Annotated in this window: 25 protein-coding genes, 1 tRNA gene, 2 pseudogenes and 1 riboswitch; of the genes and pseudogenes, 17 read left to right on the forward strand and 11 right to left on the reverse strand. The window is 54.8% G+C overall.

The genetic code is table 11. The annotated features are described in order from the left end of the window. The first annotated feature begins 6 nt into the window (after positions 1-6). The 3 genes from PKO02S_RS05085 to PKO02S_RS05095 are packed head-to-tail and all read left to right on the forward strand — an operon-like array spanning position 7 to position 3601. The gene (locus tag PKO02S_RS05085; protein WP_127580015.1) at positions 7-972 is read left to right on the forward strand and encodes a carbohydrate ABC transporter permease; all 966 of its coding nucleotides are present in this window, start codon (positions 7-9) and stop codon (positions 970-972) included. A 37-nt stretch (positions 973-1009) separates the two neighbouring features. After that, positions 1010-2362: an ABC transporter substrate-binding protein gene (locus PKO02S_RS05090; RefSeq protein ID WP_246066841.1), complete on the forward strand. Its 1353-nt coding sequence runs from the start codon at positions 1010-1012 to the stop codon at positions 2360-2362. 21 nt (positions 2363-2383) lie between these two features. Further along, positions 2384-3601, forward strand: a complete 1218-nt coding sequence (locus PKO02S_RS05095; protein WP_127580016.1) for an LLM class flavin-dependent oxidoreductase — start codon at positions 2384-2386, stop codon at positions 3599-3601. 158 nt (positions 3602-3759) lie between these two features. Here the strand turns inward: PKO02S_RS05095 and PKO02S_RS05100 are convergent, their stop codons facing one another. From PKO02S_RS05100 to nfsA, 3 genes are read right to left on the reverse strand one after another with little or no spacing between them, the layout of a single operon-like run. Further along, positions 3760-4884: an NAD(P)-binding domain-containing protein gene (locus PKO02S_RS05100; protein WP_127580017.1), complete on the reverse strand. Its 1125-nt coding sequence runs from the start codon at positions 4882-4884 to the stop codon at positions 3760-3762. A 47-nt stretch (positions 4885-4931) separates the two neighbouring features. Further along, a complete protein-coding gene (gene cysK / locus PKO02S_RS05105; protein ID WP_127580018.1) occupies positions 4932-5873 on the reverse strand; it encodes a cysteine synthase A in 942 nt (313 codons plus the stop codon). 14 nt (positions 5874-5887) lie between these two features. Beyond that, positions 5888-6628: an oxygen-insensitive NADPH nitroreductase gene (nfsA, locus tag PKO02S_RS05110; protein ID WP_127580019.1), complete on the reverse strand. Its 741-nt coding sequence runs from the start codon at positions 6626-6628 to the stop codon at positions 5888-5890. Positions 6629-6851: 223 nt separating this feature from the next. Here nfsA and hflK point away from each other — a divergent pair, with 223 nt between their 5' ends. The 3 genes from hflK to PKO02S_RS05125 all read left to right on the forward strand — a co-directional run bounded on the left by hflK (position 6852) and on the right by PKO02S_RS05125 (position 8964). After that, positions 6852-7859 carry an FtsH protease activity modulator HflK gene (gene hflK / locus PKO02S_RS05115; protein WP_127580020.1) on the forward strand — a complete coding sequence of 336 codons (1008 nt, stop codon included), beginning with the start codon at positions 6852-6854 and terminating at the stop codon, positions 7857-7859. Continuing rightward, a complete protein-coding gene (gene hflC / locus PKO02S_RS05120; RefSeq protein ID WP_127580021.1) occupies positions 7856-8728 on the forward strand; it encodes a protease modulator HflC in 873 nt (290 codons plus the stop codon). Before hflK ends, hflC begins: the two co-directional genes overlap by 4 nt. A gap of 152 nt (positions 8729-8880) precedes the next feature. Continuing rightward, positions 8881-8964: transfer RNA gene (locus tag PKO02S_RS05125), tRNA-Leu, on the forward strand. A gap of 171 nt (positions 8965-9135) precedes the next feature. On the opposite strand, the gene PKO02S_RS05130 is transcribed toward PKO02S_RS05125, so the two are convergent. Continuing rightward, complete coding sequence (locus PKO02S_RS05130; RefSeq protein ID WP_127580022.1) at positions 9136-9570, reverse strand: flavodoxin domain-containing protein; 435 nt, start codon at positions 9568-9570, stop codon at positions 9136-9138. Positions 9571-9592: 22 nt separating this feature from the next. Beyond that, the gene (locus PKO02S_RS05135; RefSeq protein ID WP_246066848.1) at positions 9593-10024 is read right to left on the reverse strand and encodes a MarR family transcriptional regulator; all 432 of its coding nucleotides are present in this window, start codon (positions 10022-10024) and stop codon (positions 9593-9595) included. A 185-nt stretch (positions 10025-10209) separates the two neighbouring features. Here PKO02S_RS05135 and PKO02S_RS33800 point away from each other — a divergent pair. The 4 genes and pseudogenes from PKO02S_RS33800 to PKO02S_RS05150 all read left to right on the forward strand — a co-directional run. Next, a pseudogene (locus PKO02S_RS33800) lies at positions 10210-10323 on the forward strand (MFS transporter); the annotation flags it as partial. 650 nt (positions 10324-10973) lie between these two features. Continuing rightward, on the forward strand, positions 10974-12242 hold the full coding sequence (gene istA, locus PKO02S_RS05140; protein WP_127580024.1) for an IS21 family transposase: 1269 nt from the start codon (positions 10974-10976) through the stop codon (positions 12240-12242). Beyond that, positions 12238-12460 (forward strand): annotated as a pseudogene (locus PKO02S_RS33115) (ATP-binding protein); the annotation flags it as partial. The gene istA and the pseudogene PKO02S_RS33115, both read left to right, overlap by 5 nt. Positions 12461-12645: 185 nt before the next feature. Continuing rightward, positions 12646-12915 carry an AbiJ-related protein gene (locus tag PKO02S_RS05150; RefSeq protein WP_127580025.1) on the forward strand — a complete coding sequence of 90 codons (270 nt, stop codon included), beginning with the start codon at positions 12646-12648 and terminating at the stop codon, positions 12913-12915. Positions 12916-13128: 213 nt separating this feature from the next. Here PKO02S_RS05150 and PKO02S_RS05155 read toward each other — a convergent pair whose 3' ends face one another. Both PKO02S_RS05155 and PKO02S_RS05160 read right to left on the reverse strand, forming a co-directional pair. Beyond that, entirely contained in the window at positions 13129-13455 is a 327-nt protein-coding gene (locus PKO02S_RS05155; protein ID WP_127580026.1) for a type II toxin-antitoxin system RelE/ParE family toxin, read from the reverse strand. Between the two features lie 2 nt (positions 13456-13457). Then, complete coding sequence (locus PKO02S_RS05160; RefSeq protein WP_127580027.1) at positions 13458-13706, reverse strand: type II toxin-antitoxin system prevent-host-death family antitoxin; 249 nt, start codon at positions 13704-13706, stop codon at positions 13458-13460. Positions 13707-14148: 442 nt separating this feature from the next. On the opposite strand from PKO02S_RS05160, the gene PKO02S_RS05165 reads away from it, so the two are divergent. After that, positions 14149-14478, forward strand: a complete 330-nt coding sequence (locus PKO02S_RS05165; RefSeq protein WP_127580028.1) for a hypothetical protein — start codon at positions 14149-14151, stop codon at positions 14476-14478. Positions 14479-14510: 32 nt separating this feature from the next. Here the strand turns inward: PKO02S_RS05165 and cydS are convergent, their stop codons facing one another. From cydS to PKO02S_RS33585, 4 genes are read right to left on the reverse strand one after another with little or no spacing between them, the layout of a single operon-like run. Further along, complete coding sequence (gene cydS / locus PKO02S_RS33805) at positions 14511-14615, reverse strand: cytochrome bd oxidase small subunit CydS family protein (RefSeq protein ID WP_373865191.1); 105 nt, start codon at positions 14613-14615, stop codon at positions 14511-14513. A 27-nt stretch (positions 14616-14642) separates the two neighbouring features. Beyond that, the gene (locus PKO02S_RS05170; protein WP_127580071.1) at positions 14643-15668 is read right to left on the reverse strand and encodes a cytochrome d ubiquinol oxidase subunit II; all 1026 of its coding nucleotides are present in this window, start codon (positions 15666-15668) and stop codon (positions 14643-14645) included. 2 nt (positions 15669-15670) lie between these two features. Further along, a complete protein-coding gene (locus tag PKO02S_RS05175; protein WP_127580029.1) occupies positions 15671-17029 on the reverse strand; it encodes a cytochrome ubiquinol oxidase subunit I in 1359 nt (452 codons plus the stop codon). Between the two features lie 51 nt (positions 17030-17080). Next, positions 17081-17212: a hypothetical protein gene (locus PKO02S_RS33585; protein WP_281280404.1), complete on the reverse strand. Its 132-nt coding sequence runs from the start codon at positions 17210-17212 to the stop codon at positions 17081-17083. Between the two features lie 287 nt (positions 17213-17499). Here PKO02S_RS33585 and PKO02S_RS05180 point away from each other — a divergent pair, with 287 nt between their 5' ends. From PKO02S_RS05180 to PKO02S_RS05205, 6 genes are all read left to right on the forward strand, one after another. Continuing rightward, the gene (locus PKO02S_RS05180; protein ID WP_164821304.1) at positions 17500-19473 is read left to right on the forward strand and encodes an alpha-amylase family protein; all 1974 of its coding nucleotides are present in this window, start codon (positions 17500-17502) and stop codon (positions 19471-19473) included. A 216-nt stretch (positions 19474-19689) separates the two neighbouring features. After that, positions 19690-19784: riboswitch (cyclic di-GMP riboswitch) on the forward strand. Between the two features lie 113 nt (positions 19785-19897). Next, positions 19898-20539, forward strand: a complete 642-nt coding sequence (locus PKO02S_RS05185) for an HD-GYP domain-containing protein (protein WP_246066842.1) — start codon at positions 19898-19900, stop codon at positions 20537-20539. A gap of 23 nt (positions 20540-20562) precedes the next feature. Then, positions 20563-20916, forward strand: a complete 354-nt coding sequence (locus PKO02S_RS05190; protein WP_127580031.1) for a hypothetical protein — start codon at positions 20563-20565, stop codon at positions 20914-20916. Continuing rightward, positions 20913-21710: a GGDEF domain-containing protein gene (locus PKO02S_RS05195; protein WP_127580032.1), complete on the forward strand. Its 798-nt coding sequence runs from the start codon at positions 20913-20915 to the stop codon at positions 21708-21710. The genes PKO02S_RS05190 and PKO02S_RS05195 overlap by 4 nt, the downstream gene beginning before the upstream one ends. 105 nt (positions 21711-21815) lie before the next feature. After that, the gene (locus tag PKO02S_RS05200; RefSeq protein WP_127580033.1) at positions 21816-22529 is read left to right on the forward strand and encodes a DUF1361 domain-containing protein; all 714 of its coding nucleotides are present in this window, start codon (positions 21816-21818) and stop codon (positions 22527-22529) included. Then, positions 22526-24271: a sensor histidine kinase gene (locus PKO02S_RS05205; RefSeq protein ID WP_127580034.1), complete on the forward strand. Its 1746-nt coding sequence runs from the start codon at positions 22526-22528 to the stop codon at positions 24269-24271. The genes PKO02S_RS05200 and PKO02S_RS05205 overlap by 4 nt, the downstream gene beginning before the upstream one ends. The last annotated feature ends 94 nt before the right edge of the window (positions 24272-24365 follow it).

Genomic DNA, 24365 nt, shown 5'->3' on the forward strand with positions numbered 1-24365 from the left:
AACGCCATGGAAAAAGTGACGATCAGCCGGTCGAAATGGAACGCGGCTCCCTTGTATCGCAAGACGTCCGACTTCATCCGCTATCGGCTGATCGGCAGCGAGATCGACAAAGGCATTTTGTTCAAAATCGTCATGTACATCATCCTGATCAATGTCGCGTTCATCTATATCAAACCGATTCTGTACATGGTGACGACGATGGTCAAGGACGCGAGGAATATCCTCGATCCGGCGGTCATCTGGGTGCCGAAGTCGATCTTCCTCGGGCATCTGCAGGAGGCGAGCCGGATGCTCAGCTATCTCAAGAGCTTCGCCATCAGTCTGACGCTGGCCGGGTCCGTTGCCTTCCTCCAGGTTTTCTCCTGCGCAGTGGCCGGCTATGCGTTCGCCCGGTTGGATTTCCCGTTCAAGAAGCTCTGGGGCCTGATGCTGCTCCTGGCGTTCATCATGCCGCCCCAGGTCGTCATCCTGCCGACGATCATGCTGTTCAAAGGGTTCGGATGGCTCGACACCGTGCTGCCGATGCTCGTACCGGCGCTGTTCGGTCATGGCTTGAAGGGTGCGCTGTTCGTCATCATTTACCGTTCGTTTTATTCGACTTTGCCCAAGGAGCTGGACGAAGCGGCTAGGATCGACGGCGCAAGCGCGGCCCGGCTCTTTTTCCGCATCATGTTTCCCTTATCCAAGTCGGCGATCGTGGTGGTTGCGCTGTTCTCCTTCGTGTGGAACTGGAACGACTTCTATTTTCCTTCGCTGTTCATGTTTACGGCTCACAATGTGCCGCTGTCGATCACGCTGGCGCGGCTTGCCGGAGAGCTGGCCCGGGCGGCGGGCGCCGGCGAAATGACGGTCTATGCGGAGCCGATCAAGATGGCGGCGTCGTTCCTCATTATTTTTCCTCTGCTGATCGTGTACGCCTTCGCCCAGAAGTGGTTCATCGAAGGGGTGGAGCGGACCGGATTGGTAGAGTAGGTTTATCAAAATAAAAAGGAATAGGTGGTGCAAGTCCATGAAAGCAATGCGCAGTTGGTTGACCTTGATTCTCATTACCGGATTGATCCTCGTCCTGGCTTCCTGCGGCAAAGACGGCGTGGAGAACGGAACGGGGACGGAAGCAACGGGAGCTGTCAAGAAGCTGGGGGCGGAGCCGATCAAGCTGACGTTCTTCAGCACGAGCGGCACGTTTCCCGACGTGGAGTTCAACACGCTGATTGCGGGGCCGATCAAGGCGAAGTATCCGAACGTAACGATCGAGCGGATTACGCCGGCCGCCACGACGACGAACGAAGAGGTGCTCTCGACGTACACGCCGGACATTATTTACTCGTCTTCCTCCTCTCACCAGCGGATCGTGCGGACGGGCGCTTACGAGGATTTGCGGGAGCTGATCAAGAAGCATAAGTTCGATACGAGCCGCATCAAGCCGATCCTGTGGAACTACATTCTGGATATTACGAAAGGCAAAGGCGACGAGGTGCTGGCGATTCCGTTCAACGCGAACCAGCATGTGCTCTACTATAACAAGGACATCTTCGATAAGTTCGGCGTCCCGTATCCGACCGACAAGCAGCTGACTTGGGATCAAGTGCTCGATCTGGCCCGCCAGCTGACCCGTACCGAGAACGGTGTTCGCTACATCGGCTTGTCGACCGATAATTTGACCGGGCTCGCCAAGGGCCTGGGGTTGCCCTACCTGAACCGGGGAACGGGCGAAGCGGCGCTTGATACGCCGGAATGGCGCCGTATTTTCGAGCTGCAGAAAAAAATATTCGAAATTCCGGGGCTCATCGGTCCCGACAAGAAGTGGAACTGGGGGCGCGACGACTTTATCAAGGATCAGAAGGTCGCGATGCGCGTCACTTGGCTCGCCAATCATATCGGACCGGCGGAGGAGCTTCGCCAGCAGGGAGTCGACTTCAACTGGGATATCGCGCCGGCTCCCAACTTCAGCGATCAGCTCGGCAAGACGCGGGAGGCGCAAATCCATTCGTTGTCGGTCAACAGCAAGAGCAAATACAAGGACGAAGCATTCCAGGTCATTGCGGAAATTTTATCCGATGACGGACAGCGCATTCTGGCTCGGAACGGTCGCGTGCCTGCGGTGATCAACCCTGAGTTGAACAAGGAGTACGGACTGGATATTCCGGTGCTGAAGGGCAAGTCGGTGCAAAATGTGTTCGTCGGCCAGCCGCTTCAGGAGCACTACATCCATCCGTATGAGCTGGAAATCTCGGCTAAGCTGACTGATGCCGCCGCCGACCTCGCGATCAACGGACTCGATGTAAATTCCGCGATCCGGAAGGCGACGGAGGCGATCAACAAGGATGTCGCCACGCTTCGTACGACGTTAGGCAATCCATAAGAGGTAGAGGAGGCGAAGGCAATGGCACATGTGGAATCGACCGAGCCGGAATTCGGCTGGTACATGCCTACGAGAGGGGACGGCCCTTACATAGGGGTCAAGGCGGAGCGGGTCGTGGACACCGCGTATTTGATCCGGGTGGCGCAAGCGGTGGAAGCGTCCGGCTACACGTTCGCACTCATTCCTACCGGCGGCGAATGCTCGGACGCCTGGATCGTAGGCGCTACGCTCGCCGCGCATACGAAAATATTCAAACCGTTGGTGGCCATGAGACCGGGGCTGATCGCCCCGGCGCTCGCCGCACGGATCGGCGCCACCTTGGACGAAGTGACGGGAGGCCGGGCGCTGATCAATATCGTCACCGGCAACTCGGAGCAGGATATGAAAGCTATGGGCGATTCGCTTGCCTTCGACAAGGAGGCGAGGTATGAGCGGACGCTGGAGTACATCAAGATCGTACGTCAGCTGTGGGTGAACTCGCATGGCCGGAGCGGCGGCATATATTTGGCCGGCGGCGGCGTGGGCGGAGAAAGCACCGATGGCGGGGCTTCCGTCGAGCGTCTGAACCATGCGGGCAAATATTTCATGATCGAGGACGGCATCAGTTATCCGCCTCCGGTGCAGCGGCCGCATCCGCCGTTCTACTTCGGCGGCAGCTCGCCTGCGGCGAAGCGGGTGGCGGCGGAGATCGCCGACGTGTATCTGATGTGGGCGGAGCCGATCGACTGGATTCGCGAGCAGATCGAGGAGGTGGAGCGCTACCGATTGGAATTGCTGCAGACGCAGGGCATCGATCGTACGATCCGCTATGGAATGCGCGCGCAGATCGTCATCCGGGAGACGGAGGAGGAAGCGTGGGAGGCGGCCCGCAACATTATTAGCCAGGTCGAGCCTCGCGCTCGGGAGGCGGCTGCAGAGCGGTTCCGCGGGGCGGCTTCGACCGGCCAGCAGCGCCAGAATCAAGTACGCGAAGCGGTCGCGGACAACGATTATGTGATCGGCCCGAATTTCTGGGCCGGCCTGTCGATCATCCGGGGCGGCGGGGCGATGGCTTTCGTCGGGACGTCGGATCAAGTGGCCGACCGGCTGCTCGAGTATGTCGATATCGGCATCTCGTCGTTCATCTTGTCGGGGTACCCGAACCTCGAGGAGGCAACGCTATCGGCGCCGCTCATTCCGGCGGTGCGGCGCAAGCTGCAGGAGCGGAGAGCGGAGCAGGAGGCGGCGGCTTCGGTTTAGCGGTATTAGTTTGGAGGCTTTAAAAAGACCTGCGGATCTTCTTCATCCGGCCAGGTCTTTTTGGGCGTACATCCGGTTTAGCGGACAGGTGCTCCCCACGTACCAAACAAAGCTCGATCGCCTAAAAAACCATCAGGGTTAACCCCCGATGGTTTCTGCTATTCCCGGCCGGTAATGCGGGCGAGGATCGAGCGGCTGGCATGACGAACCCCGGCGATGAGCCGGTAGGAGGGACCGTGGCTGTGCGAGGCTAACGGTCCTGCGAAGAAGAGGCCGGGCAGGCTGCTCTGGAAGTGGGAGTCGAGGCGGGGGAACGGCTCGTAGCCGGGCGCTTCCCGCCCGATGCGGCGGCGAAGCGTCTCGTCGAGAAACGGGACGCGATCCAGATCGATGCGATAGCCGGTGGCGGCGATCAAATGATCGACTATCCGTTCCTCCCCGTTGGATAGCCGCAGCCTCAGCTTGCGTTCCTCGGTCGGCCAGGCGTGATCGATCGTAACTCCGCCGGTTTCCGGCACCTTGCCCTCCACATAGGGGCGGAGGAAATACGTGATACTGCCGTGATGGGGCTGCGACCATCGCTCCTGCTTTTGCTCCGGGTCTTTCGCGTAGAACGTATAGGCCAAGTCGACTAAATTGCGGCCGGAATCCAGATTGTTTTCGCCGCCATAATGGGGCAGCTCCTTGCGGTAGATCAGCTCGACTTGGCTGTTCTCGATATGCAGCAGCGCGGCGGTTTCCCAGGCGCTCTGCCCGCTGCCCAGCACGGCTACTCGCTTGCCGGCGAAGATGGAGAATTCCGTGCGGCCGAATGAATGGGAGACCAGGTCGGTGCCGATGCCGGCGAAAGTATCCGGGATGTACGCATAATGCTGCACACCCGTGGCGATTACCACATGTTTGGCTCGATACGTTTCTCCTCCTTCATTAATAAGGGTGTATGCCTCTTCTTCGTATGTTGCTTTATGGATCAGCTCGGGCGTAAAGACAATCTCCGCTTTCTCGGCGAACCAGAACGCGTACTCCAGAAAGTGCTTGCGCGGGAAAGGGGAGCTGAGCGGTGTCCCGGTCTCCTCACTGAACCTATGGATAGTGAAGACGTCCTCCGGGTCGGAGAAGCTGATATACTGCGGATTGGTGCGAATGAACATGCTCTGGGGCATCTGATGCTGCCAGAAAAACATCGGATAGCCGAACAGCTTGTAATGAAGTCCGGCCGATCGGGCATGGGCGGCGAGCGAGATGCCATAGGCTCCCGCTCCGATAATGGCTAGATCCAGCATAATACGTTCTCCCGTGACTGGTATGGCGAGCTGCTGTACAGGTGGGTTTAGATCACTTCCAGCGGGTACAGCTCCGTGGACAAGTAACGCTCCCCCGTGTCGGGCAAAATGACGACGATTGTCTTGCCCGCGTTCTCGGGACGTGCGGCCACCTGCAGGGCGGCGCTGACGGCGGCGCCGGAGGAAATCCCCACGACGAGCCCTTCCCAACGGGCGAGCTGGCGAGTCGTATCCATCGCGCTTTCGTTCCGGATCGCGATAATCTCGTCCACGACAGAAGGATTGAAATTGTCCGGTACGAAACCGGCACCGATCCCCTGTATTTTATGCGGCCCTTTCGCGCCGCCGGACAGAACGGGGGAGCCGGCGGGCTCCACGGCGATGACCCGAACGGATGGCTTCCGCTGCTTCAGCACCTCGCCTACCCCCGAGATCGTCCCGCCCGTGCCGACTCCGCTGATGAACAGATCGACTTGGCCGTCCGTGTCGTTCCATATTTCTTCCGCTGTCGTGCGGCGATGAATGTCGGGGTTGGCCGGATTTTTGAACTGCTGGAGGATGTAGGCGTTCGGGGTTTGGGCGGCGATCTTCTCGGCCCGGCTGATAGCGCCGGCCATCCCTTCCGAGCCTGGCGTCAGCACGAGCTCGGCGCCTAAGGCGAGCAGCAGCTTGCGGCGCTCCACGCTGAACGTCTCGGGCAGCGTGATGATGAGCCGGTAGCCGAGCGCCGCTGCGGCAAAAGCGAGCCCAATGCCGGTATTGCCGCTTGTCGGCTCGATGAGGATGGAACGTTGATTGATGAGTCCCCGATCCTCCGCATCCTTGATCATGGCGAAGCCGATCCGGTCCTTGACGCTCCCGGCGGGATTGAAGTATTCCAGCTTGGCGATGATTCTAGCCGCGCTATTGTGATGCTGATTGAAGTTGGCTAATTCCAAGAGGGGAGTGTTGCCGATCAATTGGGTAAGATTAGTCGCTATGCGGCCCATGGCGCGTTCCTCCTTTATTTAATAATGAAGCCTTGGCTGGAAAGAAAGTCGAGCATATGCCCGCGAATCCGTTCCTTGCGGAACCGCCCGACCATTTCTTGCGACCAGTATGTATCCTTGCTCCCGCCGGTGCGGTCGCGATAATACTGTTTGGACACGGGATCGTACGCTTCGATGCCCGTGGCAATTTTCTCCTCGCGATACGTCTCTTCGTGAAAAATCGCTTCCTGCGGAAGGCGGGGCCGAATATCCGGCGACTGGTCGGGAACGCCGACGCACATGCCGAAGACGGGATAGACCAGCTGAGGCAGCTGCAGCAGCTCCGATGCTCGAGCGGGATTGTTGCGAATGCCGCCGATATACACCGTCCCGAGTCCGAGCGACTCGGCGGCGATTGTCGCATTCTGCGCCGCCAGCGTGGCGTCGATCGTGGCGAGCAGGAACGTCTCGACGTTCTGCTCGAGCGACTCGATGCCGTGAAGCCGGAGCGCGGCCTGCACGCGTCTTAGATCGGCGCACCAAACGAGGAAGAGCGGACTCTCGCCGATATGGCGCTGGCCACCGGTCAGCTCGACGAATTGCTGCCGGGTCGCCTCGTTCCGGACGCCGATCACGCTGTACGCTTGAATATTTGTGGAGGTCGGGGCCGCTTGCGCCGCCGCCACGATCTGCCGCAGCTGCTCGTCGCTGACCGGATCGGGCTTGAACTTGCGGATGGAGCGGTGGGAACGGATTTGCTCGATAATGGCGTTCATGACAGCCTCCTTGTTCTCGGGAGATTCGCTTCTATGCCGCAACGCCAAGTAGAGACACAATGCGCGATTGTGTCTCCAGACGTCTGGTCAACATATTACAACTAATCCTAGCGGAATAGTTAAGTTTAAGATATCATGTTTTTTCTTGACCGTCAATTGCAACCGACTGGGCTTTTCCACCGTAGTACCTTAGTAGGGGTCTGAAAAGAAAGGATGGGGGTCCATGGAAGTCATCAACATGCAACAACGCGGCAGGCCGCAGCTGCCTCCGGGCTGGAAGAAGAAGCTGACGCTCGGCATCGCCGGGATTGTGGCACTCAGCATTGGTTTAACTTCCTTCTATACGGTGGAGGAACACGAAGCGGCGGCGGTTCTGACCTTCGGCCAGTTCACAGGGGAAACTGACTCAGGGTTGCATTTCAAGCTGCCGTATCCGATTCAGCGAGTGGTTATCCTGCCGGCGCTCCAGACGCAGAAGATCCAGATCGGTTATAGGGAGGAGAAAGGACGGATAACGAAGGTCGATTCGGAAGCGCTGATGATCACCGGAGATGAGAATATCGTCTGGGCGGATGCGGTAGTGGAATGGAACGTCAGCGATGTGCGCCAATATTTATTCAATATTTCCGAGCCTGAGCTATTCCTTCGCAATGCGGCGAGCGCGGCGATTCGTTCCGTAATGGGTTCCATAGCGCTGGATTACGCGATTACGGACGGCAAGACGGAAATTCAGGGCAAGGTCAAGGAGCGTCTGATTGAGCTGCAAAATCGCTACGAGACCGGCATTCGCGTGCTGGATGTGAAGTTCCAGGACATCGAGCCGCCCGAGGGCGACGTGCAGACCGCCTTCAAGGAAGTGACTAATGCCAGGGAAGAGAAGAGCACGAAGATCAACGTGGCGAACAAGTATTCGAACGATATTTTGCCTAAAGCGCGGGGCGATGCGCAGACGCTGCTCGAGCAGGCGGAAGGCTTGAAGAAGTCGAGAATTTTGAATGCGCAGGGCGATGTGGCGAAATTCAATGCGATTTATGGCGAATACGTCAATAATAAGGACATTACGAAGAAGCGGCTCGTGCTGGAAACGTTGGAGAAGGTCATGCCGAATGCGAAAATTCTGATTACCGACGGCTCGGGCGAGACCGTTAACTATTTCCCGGTGAATGAGCTGCTGAAGTCTAGTTCCGGCACTTCGACATCAACTAGCACGCAAGGAGGCGGGGGCCGATGAAATCGCTTTATGGGAATATTACACTGGGGCTTCTGGCGCTCGTGGTGCTGATCCTCCTGACAGGCTCTCTCTACGTGGTAAAAGAAGGCGAGCACAAAGTCGTGCTGCGCTTCGGCGAAGCGGTGCGGATCAGCTCCAGTCCGGGACTGGCCATGAAAATTCCTTTTATCGAGAACGTGACCTCTCTGCCCAAGTATCAAATGATTTATGACAGTATGCCGACGCCCATCCTGACTCGGGACAAAAAGCCGATCGAAGTCGACAATTATACGATCTGGCGCATCTCGGACGCCCGGCAATTCCTGCGGACGGCCAGATCGATCAGCTCGGGCGAGCAGCGCATCGACGCGGCCGTGTACAATACTGTGCGCCGCAAGCTGTCCGAGATCGATTATGGCGAGATCATAAGCGAGAACACGCAGCGCGGCAATCTCAACGATGAGATTACGAAGGAAGTCCGGGACGTTCTGGAGCGGGACAATTACGGCATCCAGGTTGTCGATGTGAGAATCAAGAGAACCGATCTGCCGCCGGAAAACAAGGATAGCGTATTCAAGCGGATGATCTCCGATCGCCAGTCGATTGCGACCAAATATTTGGCCGAAGGCGACGAGGAATCGAAGAAAATAATGGCCCGTTCCGACCGCGAAGCGGTGGAGCTGAAAGCCGCAGCGGAGTCGACGGCGAAGCGAATTATCGCGGAAGGCGAGCAGGAGGCGGGGCGCATCTATAACGATGCTTACAGCAAGGACCCGGCTTTCTACAGTCTATACAGGACGCTGGAGAGCTACTTGACCACCTTGAAGGGGGAGCCGGTCATCATGATGCCGATCAATTCCCCTTACGCGAAAATTTTGCTGGGCGAATGATCGGTCTGGGGGCTTAGTCTCCGACTGTACGAAGAAGCCTCCTGGCCTGCTTGCGAGCGGGTTGGGAGGCTCCTTGTATGCGTTTGAGCGTTCGCTTTACATTTGCTCCATTCCGAGCTATAATCTCTTTTGTCGTCATTTTTGACGGACATGCGGTCGTGGCGGAATTGGCAGACGCGCTAGATTCAGGTTCTAGTGGGGTAACAGCCGTGGAGGTTCGAGTCCTCTCGACCGCATCACCATAACAGAGAACAGGCTCTTGAATTTGTCCTTGCGACAAATCAAGAGCTTTTTGTTTGATCGGGATTTGCAAAACGCCGCTCATGATCTGCCTTGTTGGGAGAAGCAGCGGAGAAGGAGCGAACAGTAACAGGGTTCCCCATCGCGCAGTGCGCAGGGGGTCCCTGTTACTGAGCGAACCTCTCGGCGAAAGCCTTGATCCGATCGACGAAAATCCCTTGCAGCTGATCGGTGCCCTCCTTTGGTGCCTTGTAGGCTTTATAGCCCCCGAATGATTCAATGCAGAGCGCCGCTTTTCTAAGGTCGGCTGGAATATTCTTCTCGATAATCTCTTCCGTCTCCTTGGGTTTCTCGTTGCAAATAAAGTATCCCGTGACTTTTTTCAGGAGCTCGTCATGATTTTTTTTGATGAAGTCGCGAATCGGCTTGTATATTTTCCCGTCTCTTACTCCCGCCCCCAGAATGATACGGTCGAATTCTCCGATGGCGGGCTTGTCCGTCTCCAAGTTGCATGTCGTGCAATTCGACAGCTGCTCCGACAATACGTTTACGCATTGCGCCGTTGCTCCGGTTTTTGTTGCGAATAGAACGAGTACCGCCATTTTTTTCTTCACCCTTATCTCGTTATGAGTTGTTGCGCGCTTTCGAATGAAGATGATGGATCTGATCCTCCAGGACCGCGCTGGCTTGGCCAAGGAATTGCGTTATGAGTGCGAGTTCTTCATCCGAGTAGGAAGAGGCCAGCTTCACCATCTCCGCATGAAGCTGAAGGTATGTTCTGCTGATGTCCTCTCTATTCTCGTATAGCGGAACAATAATCACCTTGCGGCGGTCTTTCGGATCAGGTTGTCTTTGAACAAAGCCGTTCTTCTCCAACCGATCAATTAGCGCGGTAACGCTCCCTGTCGTGAGCCCGGTTAGCTTCGAGAGCTCGCCTGCCGTGATAGGGCCCTTCTCATGCAGGATATCGATGGATAAGAAATCATTATTGTATAATCCGAGAGCGGTCGCGACGCTTTGCTGATAGAGCACCGTTCGGGTTCCTAAGCCTCGCATGCGCAACGTGAAATTCTCCTGCTGCTCCGTAGGTTGTATTTGCCGATCGCTTGACAAATGGCAGCCCTCCTCTTTGGACATATAATATCTTGACTGTCAAGATTCTTTATAAACAATACACTTGATGATGCGTTATAAATCAACTTTCTTATTGGAGGCAAACAAAGGTGGAAAAGGGAAATAAGATGGGGATCATACTTGGAGGATTGTTGTTGGCCATTTTATTGGCATCAATGGATAATACCATTGTCGCTGCGGGAATTGGTACGATCGTCGGGGATTTAGGGGGATTCTACAAATGAATATGGGTCACTTCGGCGTATACGGTTGCGGAGATGGCCGGCACGCCTATCGAACTTGCGGACCCGCGCTGCCGCGGTGAAGCCGTGTATGGCCGCATTGCTCAGTACTGAAGAGGAAAAAACTGTTGTCTGCAGCTCTTGAAGGTGACAACCCCATACTATCTGAAGCCGAGATAAATGTATGTTGGGTAGTTCAAAGGATTCATGATTGAATCGAGTGCTCTTCGACTCGGTTCTTTTCTTTTTCAGAAGCTAATTCGAGGGGATTACTTTTCACGCCGCCGTTTAATTTTCCAAAGTTATGGCTACCTTCTTCAAGTCAATCACAGCATTTAACTGCATAAGAATATCAAGCCCGAGAAGTCCGTTGATGTTTCCATGAGGATCGATAACTCCAAAATCCAACTTCACTTTACTGAGGCTCACAGACCCAAGATTAATTCCTTCAACCTGCTTGGAGAAAAAGTTGTGAAGGCTGCTGAATAATCCGGAGCGAATTGAGCCAGCGTTCCGGTGAGTGAGAGCCACATCTCCGGCGTTTTTGAGCCACTTGTCCGGACGAGGTGAGCCACCCCATAGTGCCTCCTGCTAGAATGATCCGTATGCGTTGTTGAAAGACAGCGTAAATCATTCGTGAGGAGGTCACTATGACCCCATATCGTGAAATCCTGCGGCTGTATAGCCAAGGAATCAGCCAACGTAACATTGCCCTCAGTTGCGCCTGCTCGCGCAACACCGTAACCAAAATCATTCAACGAGCAGACGAACTCGGGATCGCCTGGCCGCTGGAAAAAGAGCTGACGGATGGCGAGCTGCGCCAGCGTCTCTTTGCCGAATCGGCTCAAGTCTCGCGCCGCCAGCACCCGGATTACGACTACATTCACAAAGAGATGGCCAAAAGCGGCGTCACGTTAAGCTTGCTTTGGAACAAGTACTGTGAGCAGTGCCGGCTGAGCCAAGCCATACCGCTGATGTATTCACAGTTTTGCTATCACTATCAGCAGTACACGTTGAAATCGAATGCCACGATGCGCATTCAGCGCAAGCCGGGTGAGCAGATTGAGGTAGATTGGGCAGGGCAAACGGCTTCCATCATTGACCGCGACACCGGTGAAATCGTCACCATGTATGTTTTTGTAGGCGTGCTCTCCTACAGTCAATACGCCTACGTGGAAGCCTTCCCTTCGCAGAATCAGGAAAGCTGGATTACCGCCCATATTTACATGTATCAAGCCTTCGGCGGCTCCACGCGCGTCCTCATTCCAGACAATTTGAAGACAGGAATTGAAAAGACAACTGGGCAGGAGCCCGTCATCAACAAGGTGTATCACGAGATGGCCGAACACTACAACACAGCCGTTATCCCTGCTCGCGTACGCAAGCCTAAAGACAAGCCAAATGTAGAGGGCTCGGTCGGCGTCGTTTCCAACTGGATTCTGGCTGCGCTGCGTAAACAGCAATGCTTCAGCGCGGCGGAGTTAAACCGAGCGATTCGGGAGAAGCTTGAAGTCTTGAATGCCAAGCCGTTTCAGAAAAAAGAAGGGAGCAGGCTCAGCGTGTTCACAGCAGAGGAAAAACCGTTTCTGCTGTCCTTGCCAGCTGCCCCCTATGAGATGGCGGTTTGGAAGACCGCCACGGTCCAGTTCAATTATCATATAAGCGTAGAGAAAATGCACTACTCCGTCCCTTATGCATATATCAAGCATCGTGTGGATGTCCGCATGACACGATCGACGGTAGAGGTCTTTTATCAAAATCACCGAATTTGTTCTCATCCTAGGCTGTACGGGAAACCTGGGCAGTACAGCACGGTAGAAGCGCATATGCCGGAGAATCACAAACAATATGTCCAATGGAACGCTGGGCGATTCATCGCTTGGGCACAGCAGGTCGGCCCCTATACAGGCGCCGCTTAAGGAAAGTGAAGCACGGGATTTACTCGAAATCGTTGAAGCGCGCCATCAAACCGGCGCCACCATCTTCTGCTCCCAGTTCGCTCCGGAGGGGCTGGCATAGCAAAATCGGTGAAAGTACACTTGCCGATGCCATTCTCGATCGTATTGTTCATTCCTCCTACACGATAACGATTGAAGGCACAGATTCCATGCGCAAACGCAAAGGACTCATAAAATAATGGATTGGGAGCCATCTGATGCAGGAATTTCTGCAGCTTGAAATCGAAAGATAAGCCTGGGTGTAACTAGGCCAAGCGGCAATCCAATGCTGGAGTTAACGCGCGCGGTGCGACGGCGTAGAGTTTCTTCAAGCTGAGCCGCCTTCCAAGCATGGGTGTTCCAAGTTATAGAATGTCCGTTAATTATGAGAAGAACGCTCATTACTCTGGACAAGGCGGACCCCTCTAGAGATTCTCGATCAAAAACGTTTGAAGAAGAAATCCAATGTCATGCCATAACAAACGATGACTATGAGCATTTTTTGATTTTTTATGACGGTAGGTTGGGCTTAAAGGCTGGTAATGATGAGGGTTTATTTAGGTTTCTTTGTGAAATGGTTCATCCTTTGCGCGCTCAGACAAAAGTGCTTGGCAAAGCGTTAAAGAGGATATTCATGGCTGTTAAAAATGGATGAATATGAAATAATATGATAGTGAGAAAATATCTGGTTACTTTGTTTACTTTTATAGATTTTGCGTTTAAGGATAGTACAAATATTTTGATTTGCGAGTAGGCTATTGCTGGGAAGACAGTTTTTCTGTAGAGTGACATTTTGTAATGCCTATAACATAATCGCTGTAACTAAGACCAAAAACAAAGAGAGTCTACAGCCTAATAGAAAAATGATTTAGTTTTTTGGCAGATCATCTGCAAACAGAATCGCAAGATAATCCTGTACGCCGTTCAGTACACGATGGACTGAGACATGCTCGCCTTCAATTTTATAGAAAATAAGATAAGAGCCATATATCAAGTAGCGGTAGTCGGTCTTTATATTGATTTTGGCTCTTAAGGAAGCTCCGATTTCCGGAAAATCAGCAAGCCCTTCAATTTTGTTGTAAATGGCGGTCGCCACCTGTATGGCTGCATCCGGATTGTCCTCGGCGATGTAGGCTTTAATGGCCAGGATATTAGAGATCGCCAAAGGATTAATTCTCATTTTATAGGTAGCCATCGCTAGCCCTCTAGAGCATTCCGGAGGTCATCGAGCGATTTCCACTCCTCACCGGTTTTGATAATATCCTCAGCCTCGGAAAGCTTCGACAAAAGCTTGATTATCGCTTGCTGCTTCTCATACTCCTGAATATCCAGCACTACATAACGTCCTCTGCCGTTTTTGGTCAGGAAGACAGGTGCTCCATCCTGACAGGAGCGAAGCACCTCATTGTAGTTTCTTAAGTCAGACACAGGTTTTATATTTGGCATATTGCACCTCTATATTGTCAATGTATGTTGCTGTATTTATTGTAACAAATTTTACGCAAAATAAAACAGCAAATCACATTCTACAATTCGATTTTAATAATTCCATGAGTTCCCCCTTTTCGACGAAGCTCCATGTCGTCTACATATCGCACCTGATTTCGAATGCGGGACTGTAGGGCCCCATCAACCCCTGCCACCCCAATAACTAACCTTTCCCCCGTAAATACCCGCAAAAAGTTTGCTATTAACCAACTTCCAACCGCTATGCAGCGAAATCCCCAAATCCCAGCCCATATCAGCCAACTTCCGTTTGCTAATAACAAACTTTTGTCTTTTCCGGACTACAGCCCGCCATGGGACAGGCAACATTCCGGCCGTCGCCGAATATGCTATTGGCAAGAGCGTTGCCAATGAAGGCGACGAATCCGGGGGTGAAGACGGGATGGAGAAAACGGACCTCATTCGCGAGCTGCAGCTGCTTCCCGAGCAGATCAAATGCGCGGAGCTGAACTATTTGAACGCGCTCAACATGCTGGCCGAGCTGAAGCATTTTCTGGTCGATTCGGAGTCCAAGGTGATCCGCGACGGCAAGGTGAACATGAAGAATGAGCAGACGCGCGCCGCCGATATATGGCCGTTTACGAAGGAGATTCATCAGAAAATCCTAAAAGCCGATGCGGAGGCCGATCGGCTGAAGGCGGAGTTTCATTATTTGCGCCGCAAGCTGGAGAGCATGCAGCTGCTCGTTAAGCTGATGCCGCTCCCGGAATAACCGGCAACTCCACTATTCTTACCGCTGGGGCGCTATTTGCGCGGTGTGACCGACCCTTTGGCGCCCCAGATGAACAAACCGGCAACCGCAGCCGCAACCGTTATCAGAGGCGCCGCCATAATAAGAAACGTTTCCATCCTCAACGCATCTCCCTTCCAACCCACTTAATGTTTATCAAAATTACCCTTTACATATTTCGCATCGAACAGGAACAGCCGCATGAGCAAGTAGAGCGACGGAATGAGCAGCAGCAGGCCGAGCACGAACACGATGACAAGCGCGACAGCCATGGCTTCGCTGGTGAAGTTATCATGAATCGTCAAGTACGGGTACAAAATATAAGGCAAATGCCCCGCCCCGTAGCCGAAGAAAGCAAAGCCGAACTGCAGCATGACGAACACGAACGCCCAACCGAGCTGCTTGCGCGTCCAGACGAAGTAGACCGCCACGAGAAAGCTGAGAAACGAAAGCACGAACATGCCGGTCAAATCCAGCATTTTGTCGAAGTGGACCGGGTTATGGCCGCGGATCGAGAAGAACACGAGCAGGCTGCACATGATGGTCGGCAAGCTCCAGGCGAGCGCGTATTTGCGCACGATTTCGAAGGCCGGCCGGTCGCCGGCTTTATGCGCATAGTAGCTCAGAAACATCGCCGAGATGTAGAGCACGCTGACGATCGCCAATAACACGACGGACCACGAATATGAGCTTTTCACCAGGTTCCAGAACAAGAAGCGCACCTCGCGCGAGCCACTCACCTCGATATAGCCGCCTTCGGAAATCGTAAGCACGGTCGACAGCGCCGCCGGGATCAACAAGCCGCTCGCGCCGTATAGCAGCATGTACATTTTGCTCGTGCGCGAGCCGTATGTGTTGAAGGCATAGTACGAGCCGCGAATGGCGAGCAGCACGATCGCGATGCTGCCGGGGACGAGCAAGGCGGTGCCATAATAATAAGCTGTGTCAGGGAAAAAGCCGACGAAACCGACGAAGAAAAAGACGAGAAACACGTTCGTCACTTCCCACACAGGCGACAGGTAGCGCTCAATGACGTTCTGAATGAGATGCCGAGTGCCTGTCACCGAGCTGTAGTAGCTGAAGAAACCGGCGCCGAAGTCGATCGAGGCTACGATCAGATAGCCGAACAAAAACAGCCAAAGCACCGTAATGCCTAACACTTCGTAGCTGATGTTCATCCCTTCACGCCTCCTTCTCCTCCATCGATGCCGCGTGCGATCAATTCATCCTCCGCTCGATTCGTACGGAACATTCGAGTTAACACCCTCACGGACGTAACGCCCAGCACCAAGTACAAGATCGAGAATACCACCAGCATCGTATCGACGTGATCGGAGGTCGTCGCTCCTTCGGAGGTGCGCATCAGCCCACGCAAAATCCAAGGCTGCCGGCCGACCTCGGAGAAAATCCAGCCGTGCTCGATCGTAAGCATCGCCACAGGGGCAGACGCAATAATCAGCCGGAGCAGCCATTTGGCATAAGGATTCGTCCTGCGCAGCTTCATGAACACCGCGAACAGCAGTACGACGAACGTCATGTAAGCGACATACCCCATTTTAATATCGAACAAATAGTGAATATAAAGCGGAGGATGCTCGTCGGCAGGGATATCGTTCAAGCCGATCACCTCGGCCGACGGGTAGCCGTGAGCCAGGATGCTCAGCGCGTTCGGAATATGAAGTCCATACTTCACTTCATTGTTCTCGTCCAGCACACCTCCAAGCACGAGCGGGGCATTCGTGGTCGTCTCATAATGCCATTCCATCGCCGCCAGCTTCTCCGGCTGATATTTAGCCAAATACTTGCCCGATAAGTCGCCGATGATGGCTGTGGAGAACAGGAAGACAAGCGCGCTAATCATCGTCAGCTTCAAAGCCTTTTTATAATAAACATGATCGCGTCCCTTCAGCAGCGACCAGGCGGCGATAGCGGCCAGCACAAGCGCGCAAGTCAAGTAGGCGGACGAGAGCACATGGGCGACCTTGGTCGGCATGGCCGGACTCAACATGGCGGCGAGCGGATTCACGTCTGTAATTTTACCGTCCACATAGTTGAACCCTACCGGGTAGTTCATGAACGCGTTCACGATCGTGATGAAGAAGGCGGAAGCCGAAGAGCCGATCACGACCGGGATGAGCAGCCAGAAATGCGCGGTCCGGCTTTTGAACCGATCCCATGTATAGAGATAGATGCCGAGGAAGATCGCTTCAAAGAAGAAGGCGAATGTCTCCATAAACAGCGGCAGGGCGATCGATTGCCCGGCGACGCGCATGAAGCTCGGCCAGAGCAGGCTGAGCTGAAGCCCGATGGCGGTGCCGGTGACGACGCCGACCGCTACGGTAATAACGAAGCCGCGAGCCCAACGCCGCGCGAGCAGCAAGTAGTGAGGGTCGCCGCGTTTGATGCCGATCCACTCGGCGAGCGCGATCATGAGCGGGACGCCAACCCCGATCGTAGCATAGATGATGTGGAAGGCTAACGTGAGCGATGTAAGAATACGGCTGAGCATGACAGGATCATAGCTGGATGACATAGGAATTCCTCCTTACGGCTGGGAGTGAAGCGTTGGCCATACAATTTCGTTTCATCTGAAGAGATGCCTTACTATCGAGAGCAGCATAATGCCGGCGACGGCGATGCAGAGTACGATAAGCCGTTTCTCCTGCTTGGCGATGCGTTTGTTCGGCTCGTCGGAGCCCGAGGCTGGGTGGCGCATGGGGACAGAACCCCTTTCTATAATAGGTTTGTGAAATTATTCACGGGCTATATAGTAAGTATAAACGATTCCCGTAGTAGTCAATCACCGACATTGTGTCCGGGTTTTGAAGAAAATATTGCAAATTGATGAAGTTTCTCCGGCGGTTTGTCATTCGGTAGTGCAATCCGCCCGGTTGGCGGGAAATCGGACAAATGTACGGATTTTGCAGTACTTCCCATTCATCCGCTATGGTACTGTTAGAACAGGAATTGGAGACGCTTGCATTTCGGGGAGGGATTCAAAGAATGAATCGATTGGCGACAAGGCAAGTACATCTTGATTTTCACACATCGGAGTGGATCCCAGAAGTAGGAACCAGATTCAGCAAAGAAAATTTTCAAGAGGCGCTCAGGCTCGGAAAATTGAATTCCATCACGGTGTTCGCCAAATGCCATCATAGCTGGAGCTATTATCCGACTGAAGCGGGGACGATGCACCCGGAGCTTGACTTCGACTTGACCGGGGCGATGATCGAGGCTGCCCATGAAATCGGTGTGAAGGCGCCGGTTTATATCACGGTAGGCTGGTCTTCGAATGATGCGGAAGCGATGCCTCATTGCGTAACGGTCACCCAAGACGATCAAGTGAAAATGAGCAACGGAACGACGGAAGCTTCTCCGGATGAGGCTCGACCGATCGTGTCGTGGAAATTTCTGTGCCCTAGCGGGGATTATGCGGATCTGATCTACAAGCAGACAAGAGAAATTTGCGATCGTTACGCGAACTTGGACGGGTTGTTCTACGATATTTGCTTCCATCATGCTTGCTGGTGCAGAGCTTGTGTAGAGACGATGAGGGCGGAGGGATTGAATCCAGACGATCTACAGGACGCGGAGACGTATAAAATCCGCAAATGGCGCCGCTTCACGGAGCAGTGCACGGCGATACTGCGGGAGAAACATCCGGAGGCGACGATTTTCTTCAACGGAGGCGCGCATGTCCATGAGCCCGTCTGGCATGACACTCACACCCATATCGAGATGGAGGATTTGCCGACGACTTGGGGCGGGTATGATAAAATGCCGCTGCGAGCAAAATATTTCGCAAGGTATGGGAAAGATTACTTGGGCATGACCGGCAAATTCCACACAATGTGGGGCGAATTCGGCGGCTTCAAGCCGGCCGATGCGATGCGCTTCGAAAGCGCGGCGATGCTCGCATACGGGGCCCGCTGCAGCATTGGCGACCAGATGCACCCGTGCGGCGAGATGGATCTGGAGACGTATCGGCTCATTGGGGAAGCGTATGCCTATGTCGAGCAAATCGAACCATGGTGCTTCGACGTGGAAGAGACGTCCCGGCTTGGCATTTTCCTGTCAGGCTCGACCGAATCGGATGAAGGCTTGGCGAAAATATTGCTCGATCGCCAGCTGGATTTCGATCTCGTGCTGGAGTCGGCGGACTTGCTGCGCTTCGATGCCGTCATCCTGCCCGATCAGGTGAAGCTGAACGAAACATGGGCGCAAGCGCTTGGCGAATTCGCAGCCCGCGGCGGGGGCGTGCTGTTGACGGGCAAAAGCGGTCTGGATGAGGCGACAGGCTCCCGGTTTGCGCTCGACATCGGAGCGGAGCACCAAGGCGCCTCTCCATACGATTGCGATTACTTGCAGCTGGATGGCGCTCTCGCGGAAGGGCTGGTCACAAGCCCATTCTTGTTCTACGAGCCGGCTCAGCAGCTGCGGCTGACGGACGGCGAGCCGCTCGCCTCGATTCGCGAGCCGTACTTCAGCCGCACGTACGCCCGCTACTGCTCGCACCAGAACACCCCTTACAAGCTGGAGCCCTCCGACTCGCCGGGCGCCGTGCGCAAAGGCAGCGTCGTCTATTTGGCGCATCCGATAGGCCGGCTTTATTTCAAACATGGCGCTCAGTTTCACCGGGACTACTTGATCAACGCATTGAAGCTCGTTTACCGCGAGCCGGTCATGCGCATTTGGATGCCAAGCGCCGCTCGCGTTCGCTTTGTACGCCAGCCTGCGGAAAGCCGCTATGTGCTGCACCTGCTGTACGGCTCGCCGATCCAGCGTGGCCGAACGTCCGTCATCGAGGACTTGCCGCCGATCCGCGCCGTGCGGACCGTGCTGCGAGTGGAAGAGCCGATCCGCACCGTTTCGCTCGCTCCGCAGGGCGCTCCGCTCTCTTTTACCCAACGTGATGGGGTGATAGAGTTGATCGTGCCGGAGGTGCTGTGCCATCAGATCGTAGTGCTCGACTATTAGAACAAGTGACCGTATAGAAGAATGGTTTCTTCACGATTGAACTTGGCAGTCGCGATCTCCGTCTACCTTCATAGAAGGCGGAGATTGTTTTTTTGGAGGCGGCTCGACAAGTTTTTAGTTTGGGGTGACAGAATTATACAAATAGGGTACAATAGAGCTATTGTAATGGAGTCTTAACCGTGACAATAGGGCCTAGGGATTATTTTTTACATAAGGATTCAGGCAAGGCACACTTATCGAAAGATAGGGTCGCAAACCTAATGGGGCTACCGTGTATCGCATCACTACATCATGCCAGCCAGGTTGCAGAATGATGAGAGCGCCCTCGAACTTGAGGGCTTTTTTGTTGATCGTGTAAACCCATACATAACGACGCCCCATTCGCTTGTGAACCATTTTTAGCCGAAAAGGGGGTGTTATCCAGTTGCTGGACGCGGTCAAACGCGTTCTGAGCCGATTGTCGGCGAAGGACAAGGACACATATGGACATGTATTGAGAGTAGGTGTAATGGCGCAGCGATGGAGTGAATATTACGAGTGGCCCTTGCAGGAGAACAAGCTGTTGTTTATTGCCGGGTGCTGCATCCATGACGTCGGCAAAATCCGGATCGAGGATGCCATCCTGTTCAACACGTCGAAGCTCGAGCCCTCGGAGTGGGATGTGATGAAGCGGCATCCGGAGATGGGGGAGAAGCTGCTTCTCGAGGAAGGGGTCTCCGACGGACGACTGCTTGGCATCGTCAAACATCATCACGAACGATGGGACGGCAAAGGGTACCCGCTTGGCATGCGCGGCGATGAAATACCGGCGTTGGCGCGCATGTGCTCGATTCTGGACGCCTTCGACGCGATGATCTCGGACCGTCCCTACAAGAAAGGGATGTCTGTGGAAGAGGCGCAGAGCGAGCTAGTGGCGCAGAGCGGCATTCAGTTCGATGAAAGTTATGTTCGGCAGTTTCTGGCGATTCCGGGCGTGCCGCCACGTCATTCGAAGGAAACGGAGACGGATCGATCAGCCACCTTCGGGTCTATATTCTCCGTACAAATGTTCCGGGAGTGGAAATGATTGAGCTTAAGGAGAACACGGTCATGACACATAAAAGAGTGTATTCGCGAAGGGCGACGCTGTCGCTCAAAATGTCTGAATTCGAAGTGCCGCCGATGCAGGATTTGCTCGTTATCGGCCGCAAAGCCCCGATCGGGCCGGAGGCGGTCAGACGGATGGCAGAGGCGCTGTCGCCCGAGCAGTTCACGATCATTCGGCTGGAGCATCCGAAGGTAGAAGCGGTACTGCTCCGCACGTCCTTGCTCCAGATGCTGGATAAGGAGATCCTGATCAACATCATTCTGGAAGAAGCGGAACGAATGATCAGCGATACAATGGTGATCCGCTCCGAGATCAATATCGAGATATCCGTTCAACGCGAGGTGGAGCTGTCGTGAGAGTCGGAGATATGATGTCTACTCCGGTCTGGACCGTAACATCCAGCAAAAGCGTACGTTACGCGTCCGAGCTGATGTCGCAGCTCAAAATCGGTTCCCTTGTCGTCCAGGATTACGAGACCGTGCTCGGCATTATTACGTCGCGCGACATTCGCGAGACGCATCCGAACCGGATCGTAGCCGATGCGATGACCTCCGAGCCCGTATGCGTGCCGATCGCAAGCTTCGCTTGGGATGCGCTCGATACGATGGAGCGGCTGCAGCTCGAACGGCTTCTGGTGACGGACAAGGAGCATCTTTGCGGCATGATCACAAGAGATACGATCCGCATTCGGCTGAAAGAGCTGCAGGATCCGATGACCGGGCTGTTCCGTCAACCGTTCGTTCATTCCATCGGCACCGATTTTTTGCGGAAAAAGCGGGGGTTCCATCTGCTATTCATCGATCTGAACAATTTCGGCGAAATCAACAAGCAGTATGGGCATCCGATCGGTGACGACCTGATTCGGGGGTATTCGGAATGGCTGGATTCGCTTGGCACGAGTGATGACTACTTGTGCCGATATGCGGGAGATGAATTCGTCATCTTGTCGGCTCGTCCGGCCGCCTCGTTGCTGCAGCTCGTCGAAGTGCTGCACGAGCCGGTGATGATCGAGGGTATTGAAGTGACGACGGCGATCGGCATCGTCTCCGATTTAAGCGAGCCTGATTTTTTCCAGATGTCGTTCCGCGAGTTGATCAGCCGCGCCAGCTTGCACTCGACTTCGCTGAAGCCGGGCAATACATACGCATAGAGAGGAGCCCTTGCGCATCGTCAGCCGGTACCCTTGATTGCCAGAAGCGGACGCCGTTGGTACAATAGGTACGAACAGGAATTCGCTTCTGGAGGAGGTTGTCCGATGGCGGAACGGAACACTAGAGCGCAAGGGCAAGGTGTTTTGCAGCCCTCATACCGGATCTTCATCGTATTGTTCCTCTGCAGCTGCATCTGCGCGGGCCTATTCGCCACTCGGGTTGTTGTGATGGACGCATGGACGTACCGCTGGCTCATCGTGCCCAATTTGATGCTGGCATGGATTCCGTTTCTTTTGTCCGAGTGGATCGGGCGTAGCTATTGGACCAACGGTCGCGTCAAAGCGACCACATGGCTGCTTGGCGTAGTCTGGCTGTTTTTTTATCCGAATTGTTCTTACATTTTAACCGATATCGCCCATGTGGGTTATTTCAGCCGCGGGGCGAAGCCGACGATTGCGTTCTATGATCTTACGCTGAATGTGATGACGGCGATAACGGCTTGGCTGCTCGGCGTCTTCTCGCTTTATAGGCTCCACGGACTCGTGCTACGCGCGATGGGGAATGTCACGGCACACACGTTCGCGGCTGTCATCCTAGGCTTGAGCAGTATCGGTGTCTATATGGGGCGGTTCTTGCGCTGGAATTCCTGGGATCTGTTCACGAGACCGGTCCATGTGTTGACGAGCACGCTGGAGGCGCTCGTTCAACAGGACGCGCTGCTGTTCGTGACGTCATTCGGACTGTTGATCGGAGGACTGTATGCGGCGCTGTACATTTGGAATCCGCACCCGACCCGCACGGCCGAAGGTGATGTATGAAGCCGCTATTATCCGCCCTGCACAATCGTTTCCAGCTGAGGCTGCTGCTATTCCTGCTGCTAGTGGGCTCGATCCCGCCGCTGCTTGCGGCATTGTTGTTGAATAATCAGTTGGGACCGATCTATGAAGAAGAGAGGGCTGCGTTGCTCGAGCAATCGCATAAAAGGGTGCTGGACCGCGTCCAACTGGAGCTGTCGAGCATTTCACAGGAAATCCAGCAGGCTTCGGAGGATTACGCGGTTCAGCGCTACGCGTTACGGCCCGGTCTGGCACTGGAGCCTGTGGAGGAGCGGCGCATTCGCGACTACCTGGACGTGATGATCAAGCAGCAGCTCGAGCAAAGCCGCTATATGGCGCAGCTGTGCTTGTCGTTCCGGGGCACGAATCAGACGATCTGTTCCCGTCCTTCGAACGAGCTGGGTGTCGTGTACACCTCCTATATGGAGGCGCCTGCGACACGCGGCAAGTATGTGCCGGTACAGGTCGCGGACACGGCCTCGGGCCTTACGGGCAAGAGCCAGAGCCATTACGTCGCCAATACGATACCGATAACGGAGAGAGGTACGAGATTGGAGCTTGGGACCGTCGGTGTGCTCGTCTCGCTCGATCGGGTGGTGGCCGATGCGCAGGAGCACGAGCTTCGCGGCCCGCTCACGATCTATGACGACGAGAAGCGGGTGCTGTACGAATCATCCGGAAGCGGGAACGTGAAGGTGAACGGGGAGATGGGGGAGCAGCTCGAATCGACTGCCACCATCGCCTGGCCGAATGGGGAATGGGTGTCGAGCGAAGCTGCGGTGGAGGCGTCGAATCCGTATTTGACGCGGATGCATAGCGTGCTCGTCGTTTTGTTGATCGGACTGGCGCTCGTGTCCGCCGTCAGCGCCTATGTGTTCGCTCGGCATGTAACGAAGCCGCTCAATCATCTGCGCGGGCTCATGAAGCGAGCCGAGCTCGGCGATCTGAAGGCGTACTGGATCGACGACGGCATCGACGAGCTGAATGCGCTGGGCCAGAGCTACAACCAGATGCTGAATCGGGTGGAAGAGCTGATCAAGCAGGTCAAGCAGGAAGAAGCGCTGAAGAAAGACGCCGAGATGGAAGCGCTCCAGTATCAGCTGAATCCGCATTTTCTCTACAACACGCTCAATACGATCAAATGGGTGGCCAAAATCCACAAAACGCCGCAAATTTCCGAGGTCGTCAGCGCCCTGGTTCGGCTGCTGCAAGCGAGCTTGGGCAAAAAGGGCGACTTCATCACGATCCGCGAGGAAACCGGCCTGATCCGTGACTATATGGAAATTCAGAGCTTTCGGTACGGGGAGCGCGTCCGGATCAAGCTGGAGATAGATCCGCTGGCTGAAGGCTGCCTCGTGCCGCGGATGCTTCTCCAGCCGCTGGTGGAGAATGCGATTCTGCACGGCATCGAGCCGGGCCGGCGGGAGGGGGTCATTACGATCCGTGCCTATCTGGACCGCGACCTGCTCTTGTGCGAGGTCGAGGACGACGGGATCGGCATCGCCTCGAAGGCGGCCGGCGAATATGAAGCGGCCGATCTCGGCCAAGCCGTGCGGCGCGGACCGCTGTCCAAGGAGAAGCTGAGCGGCGTCGGCATCACGCATATCCGCGAGAAGATCAAGCTGTACTACGGGCCGGACTACAAGATGTTCATCATCAACAAACCCGGGGAAGGCACGACGGTTCGTATATTCCTGCCGATTCATCAGAGCGAGGAGACCTAATCGAGGCGGGGGAGCGGGCTAGATAGATGTACAACAATTGTACATCTGAAGCTCAAAAGGCCTCAATATCGGCTGCAGATGTATAAGGTTTGTA

This window comes from Paenibacillus koleovorans NBRC 103111 (assembly GCF_004000845.1).
Lineage (GTDB): Bacteria > Bacillota > Bacilli > Paenibacillales > NBRC-103111 > Paenibacillus_AA > Paenibacillus_AA koleovorans.

What these genes read in the sequence shown, in the direction of transcription:
- PKO02S_RS05085 (WP_127580015.1), top strand. Translation starts at nt 7, where the DNA reads ATGGAAAAAGTGACGATCAGCCGGTCGAAATGGAACGCGGCTCCCTTG.
- PKO02S_RS05090 (WP_246066841.1), top strand. Translation starts at nt 1,010, where the DNA reads ATGAAAGCAATGCGCAGTTGGTTGACCTTGATTCTCATTACCGGATTG.
- PKO02S_RS05095 (WP_127580016.1), top strand. Translation starts at nt 2,384, where the DNA reads ATGGCACATGTGGAATCGACCGAGCCGGAATTCGGCTGGTACATGCCT.
- PKO02S_RS05100 (WP_127580017.1), bottom strand. Translation starts at nt 4,884, where the DNA reads ATGCTGGATCTAGCCATTATCGGAGCGGGAGCCTATGGCATCTCGCTC.
- cysK (WP_127580018.1), bottom strand. Translation starts at nt 5,873, where the DNA reads ATGGGCCGCATAGCGACTAATCTTACCCAATTGATCGGCAACACTCCC.
- nfsA (WP_127580019.1), bottom strand. Translation starts at nt 6,628, where the DNA reads ATGAACGCCATTATCGAGCAAATCCGTTCCCACCGCTCCATCCGCAAG.
- hflK (WP_127580020.1), top strand. Translation starts at nt 6,852, where the DNA reads ATGGAAGTCATCAACATGCAACAACGCGGCAGGCCGCAGCTGCCTCCG.
- hflC (WP_127580021.1), top strand. Translation starts at nt 7,856, where the DNA reads ATGAAATCGCTTTATGGGAATATTACACTGGGGCTTCTGGCGCTCGTG.
- PKO02S_RS05130 (WP_127580022.1), bottom strand. Translation starts at nt 9,570, where the DNA reads ATGGCGGTACTCGTTCTATTCGCAACAAAAACCGGAGCAACGGCGCAA.
- PKO02S_RS05135 (WP_246066848.1), bottom strand. Translation starts at nt 10,024, where the DNA reads ATGCGAGGCTTAGGAACCCGAACGGTGCTCTATCAGCAAAGCGTCGCG.
- istA (WP_127580024.1), top strand. Translation starts at nt 10,974, where the DNA reads ATGACCCCATATCGTGAAATCCTGCGGCTGTATAGCCAAGGAATCAGC.
- PKO02S_RS05150 (WP_127580025.1), top strand. Translation starts at nt 12,646, where the DNA reads ATGAGAAGAACGCTCATTACTCTGGACAAGGCGGACCCCTCTAGAGAT.
- PKO02S_RS05155 (WP_127580026.1), bottom strand. Translation starts at nt 13,455, where the DNA reads ATGGCTACCTATAAAATGAGAATTAATCCTTTGGCGATCTCTAATATC.
- PKO02S_RS05160 (WP_127580027.1), bottom strand. Translation starts at nt 13,706, where the DNA reads ATGCCAAATATAAAACCTGTGTCTGACTTAAGAAACTACAATGAGGTG.
- PKO02S_RS05165 (WP_127580028.1), top strand. Translation starts at nt 14,149, where the DNA reads ATGGAGAAAACGGACCTCATTCGCGAGCTGCAGCTGCTTCCCGAGCAG.
- cydS (WP_373865191.1), bottom strand. Translation starts at nt 14,615, where the DNA reads ATGGAAACGTTTCTTATTATGGCGGCGCCTCTGATAACGGTTGCGGCT.
- PKO02S_RS05175 (WP_127580029.1), bottom strand. Translation starts at nt 17,029, where the DNA reads ATGTCATCCAGCTATGATCCTGTCATGCTCAGCCGTATTCTTACATCG.
- PKO02S_RS33585 (WP_281280404.1), bottom strand. Translation starts at nt 17,212, where the DNA reads ATGCGCCACCCAGCCTCGGGCTCCGACGAGCCGAACAAACGCATCGCC.
- PKO02S_RS05180 (WP_164821304.1), top strand. Translation starts at nt 17,500, where the DNA reads ATGAATCGATTGGCGACAAGGCAAGTACATCTTGATTTTCACACATCG.
- PKO02S_RS05190 (WP_127580031.1), top strand. Translation starts at nt 20,563, where the DNA reads ATGACACATAAAAGAGTGTATTCGCGAAGGGCGACGCTGTCGCTCAAA.
- PKO02S_RS05200 (WP_127580033.1), top strand. Translation starts at nt 21,816, where the DNA reads ATGGCGGAACGGAACACTAGAGCGCAAGGGCAAGGTGTTTTGCAGCCC.
- PKO02S_RS05205 (WP_127580034.1), top strand. Translation starts at nt 22,526, where the DNA reads ATGAAGCCGCTATTATCCGCCCTGCACAATCGTTTCCAGCTGAGGCTG.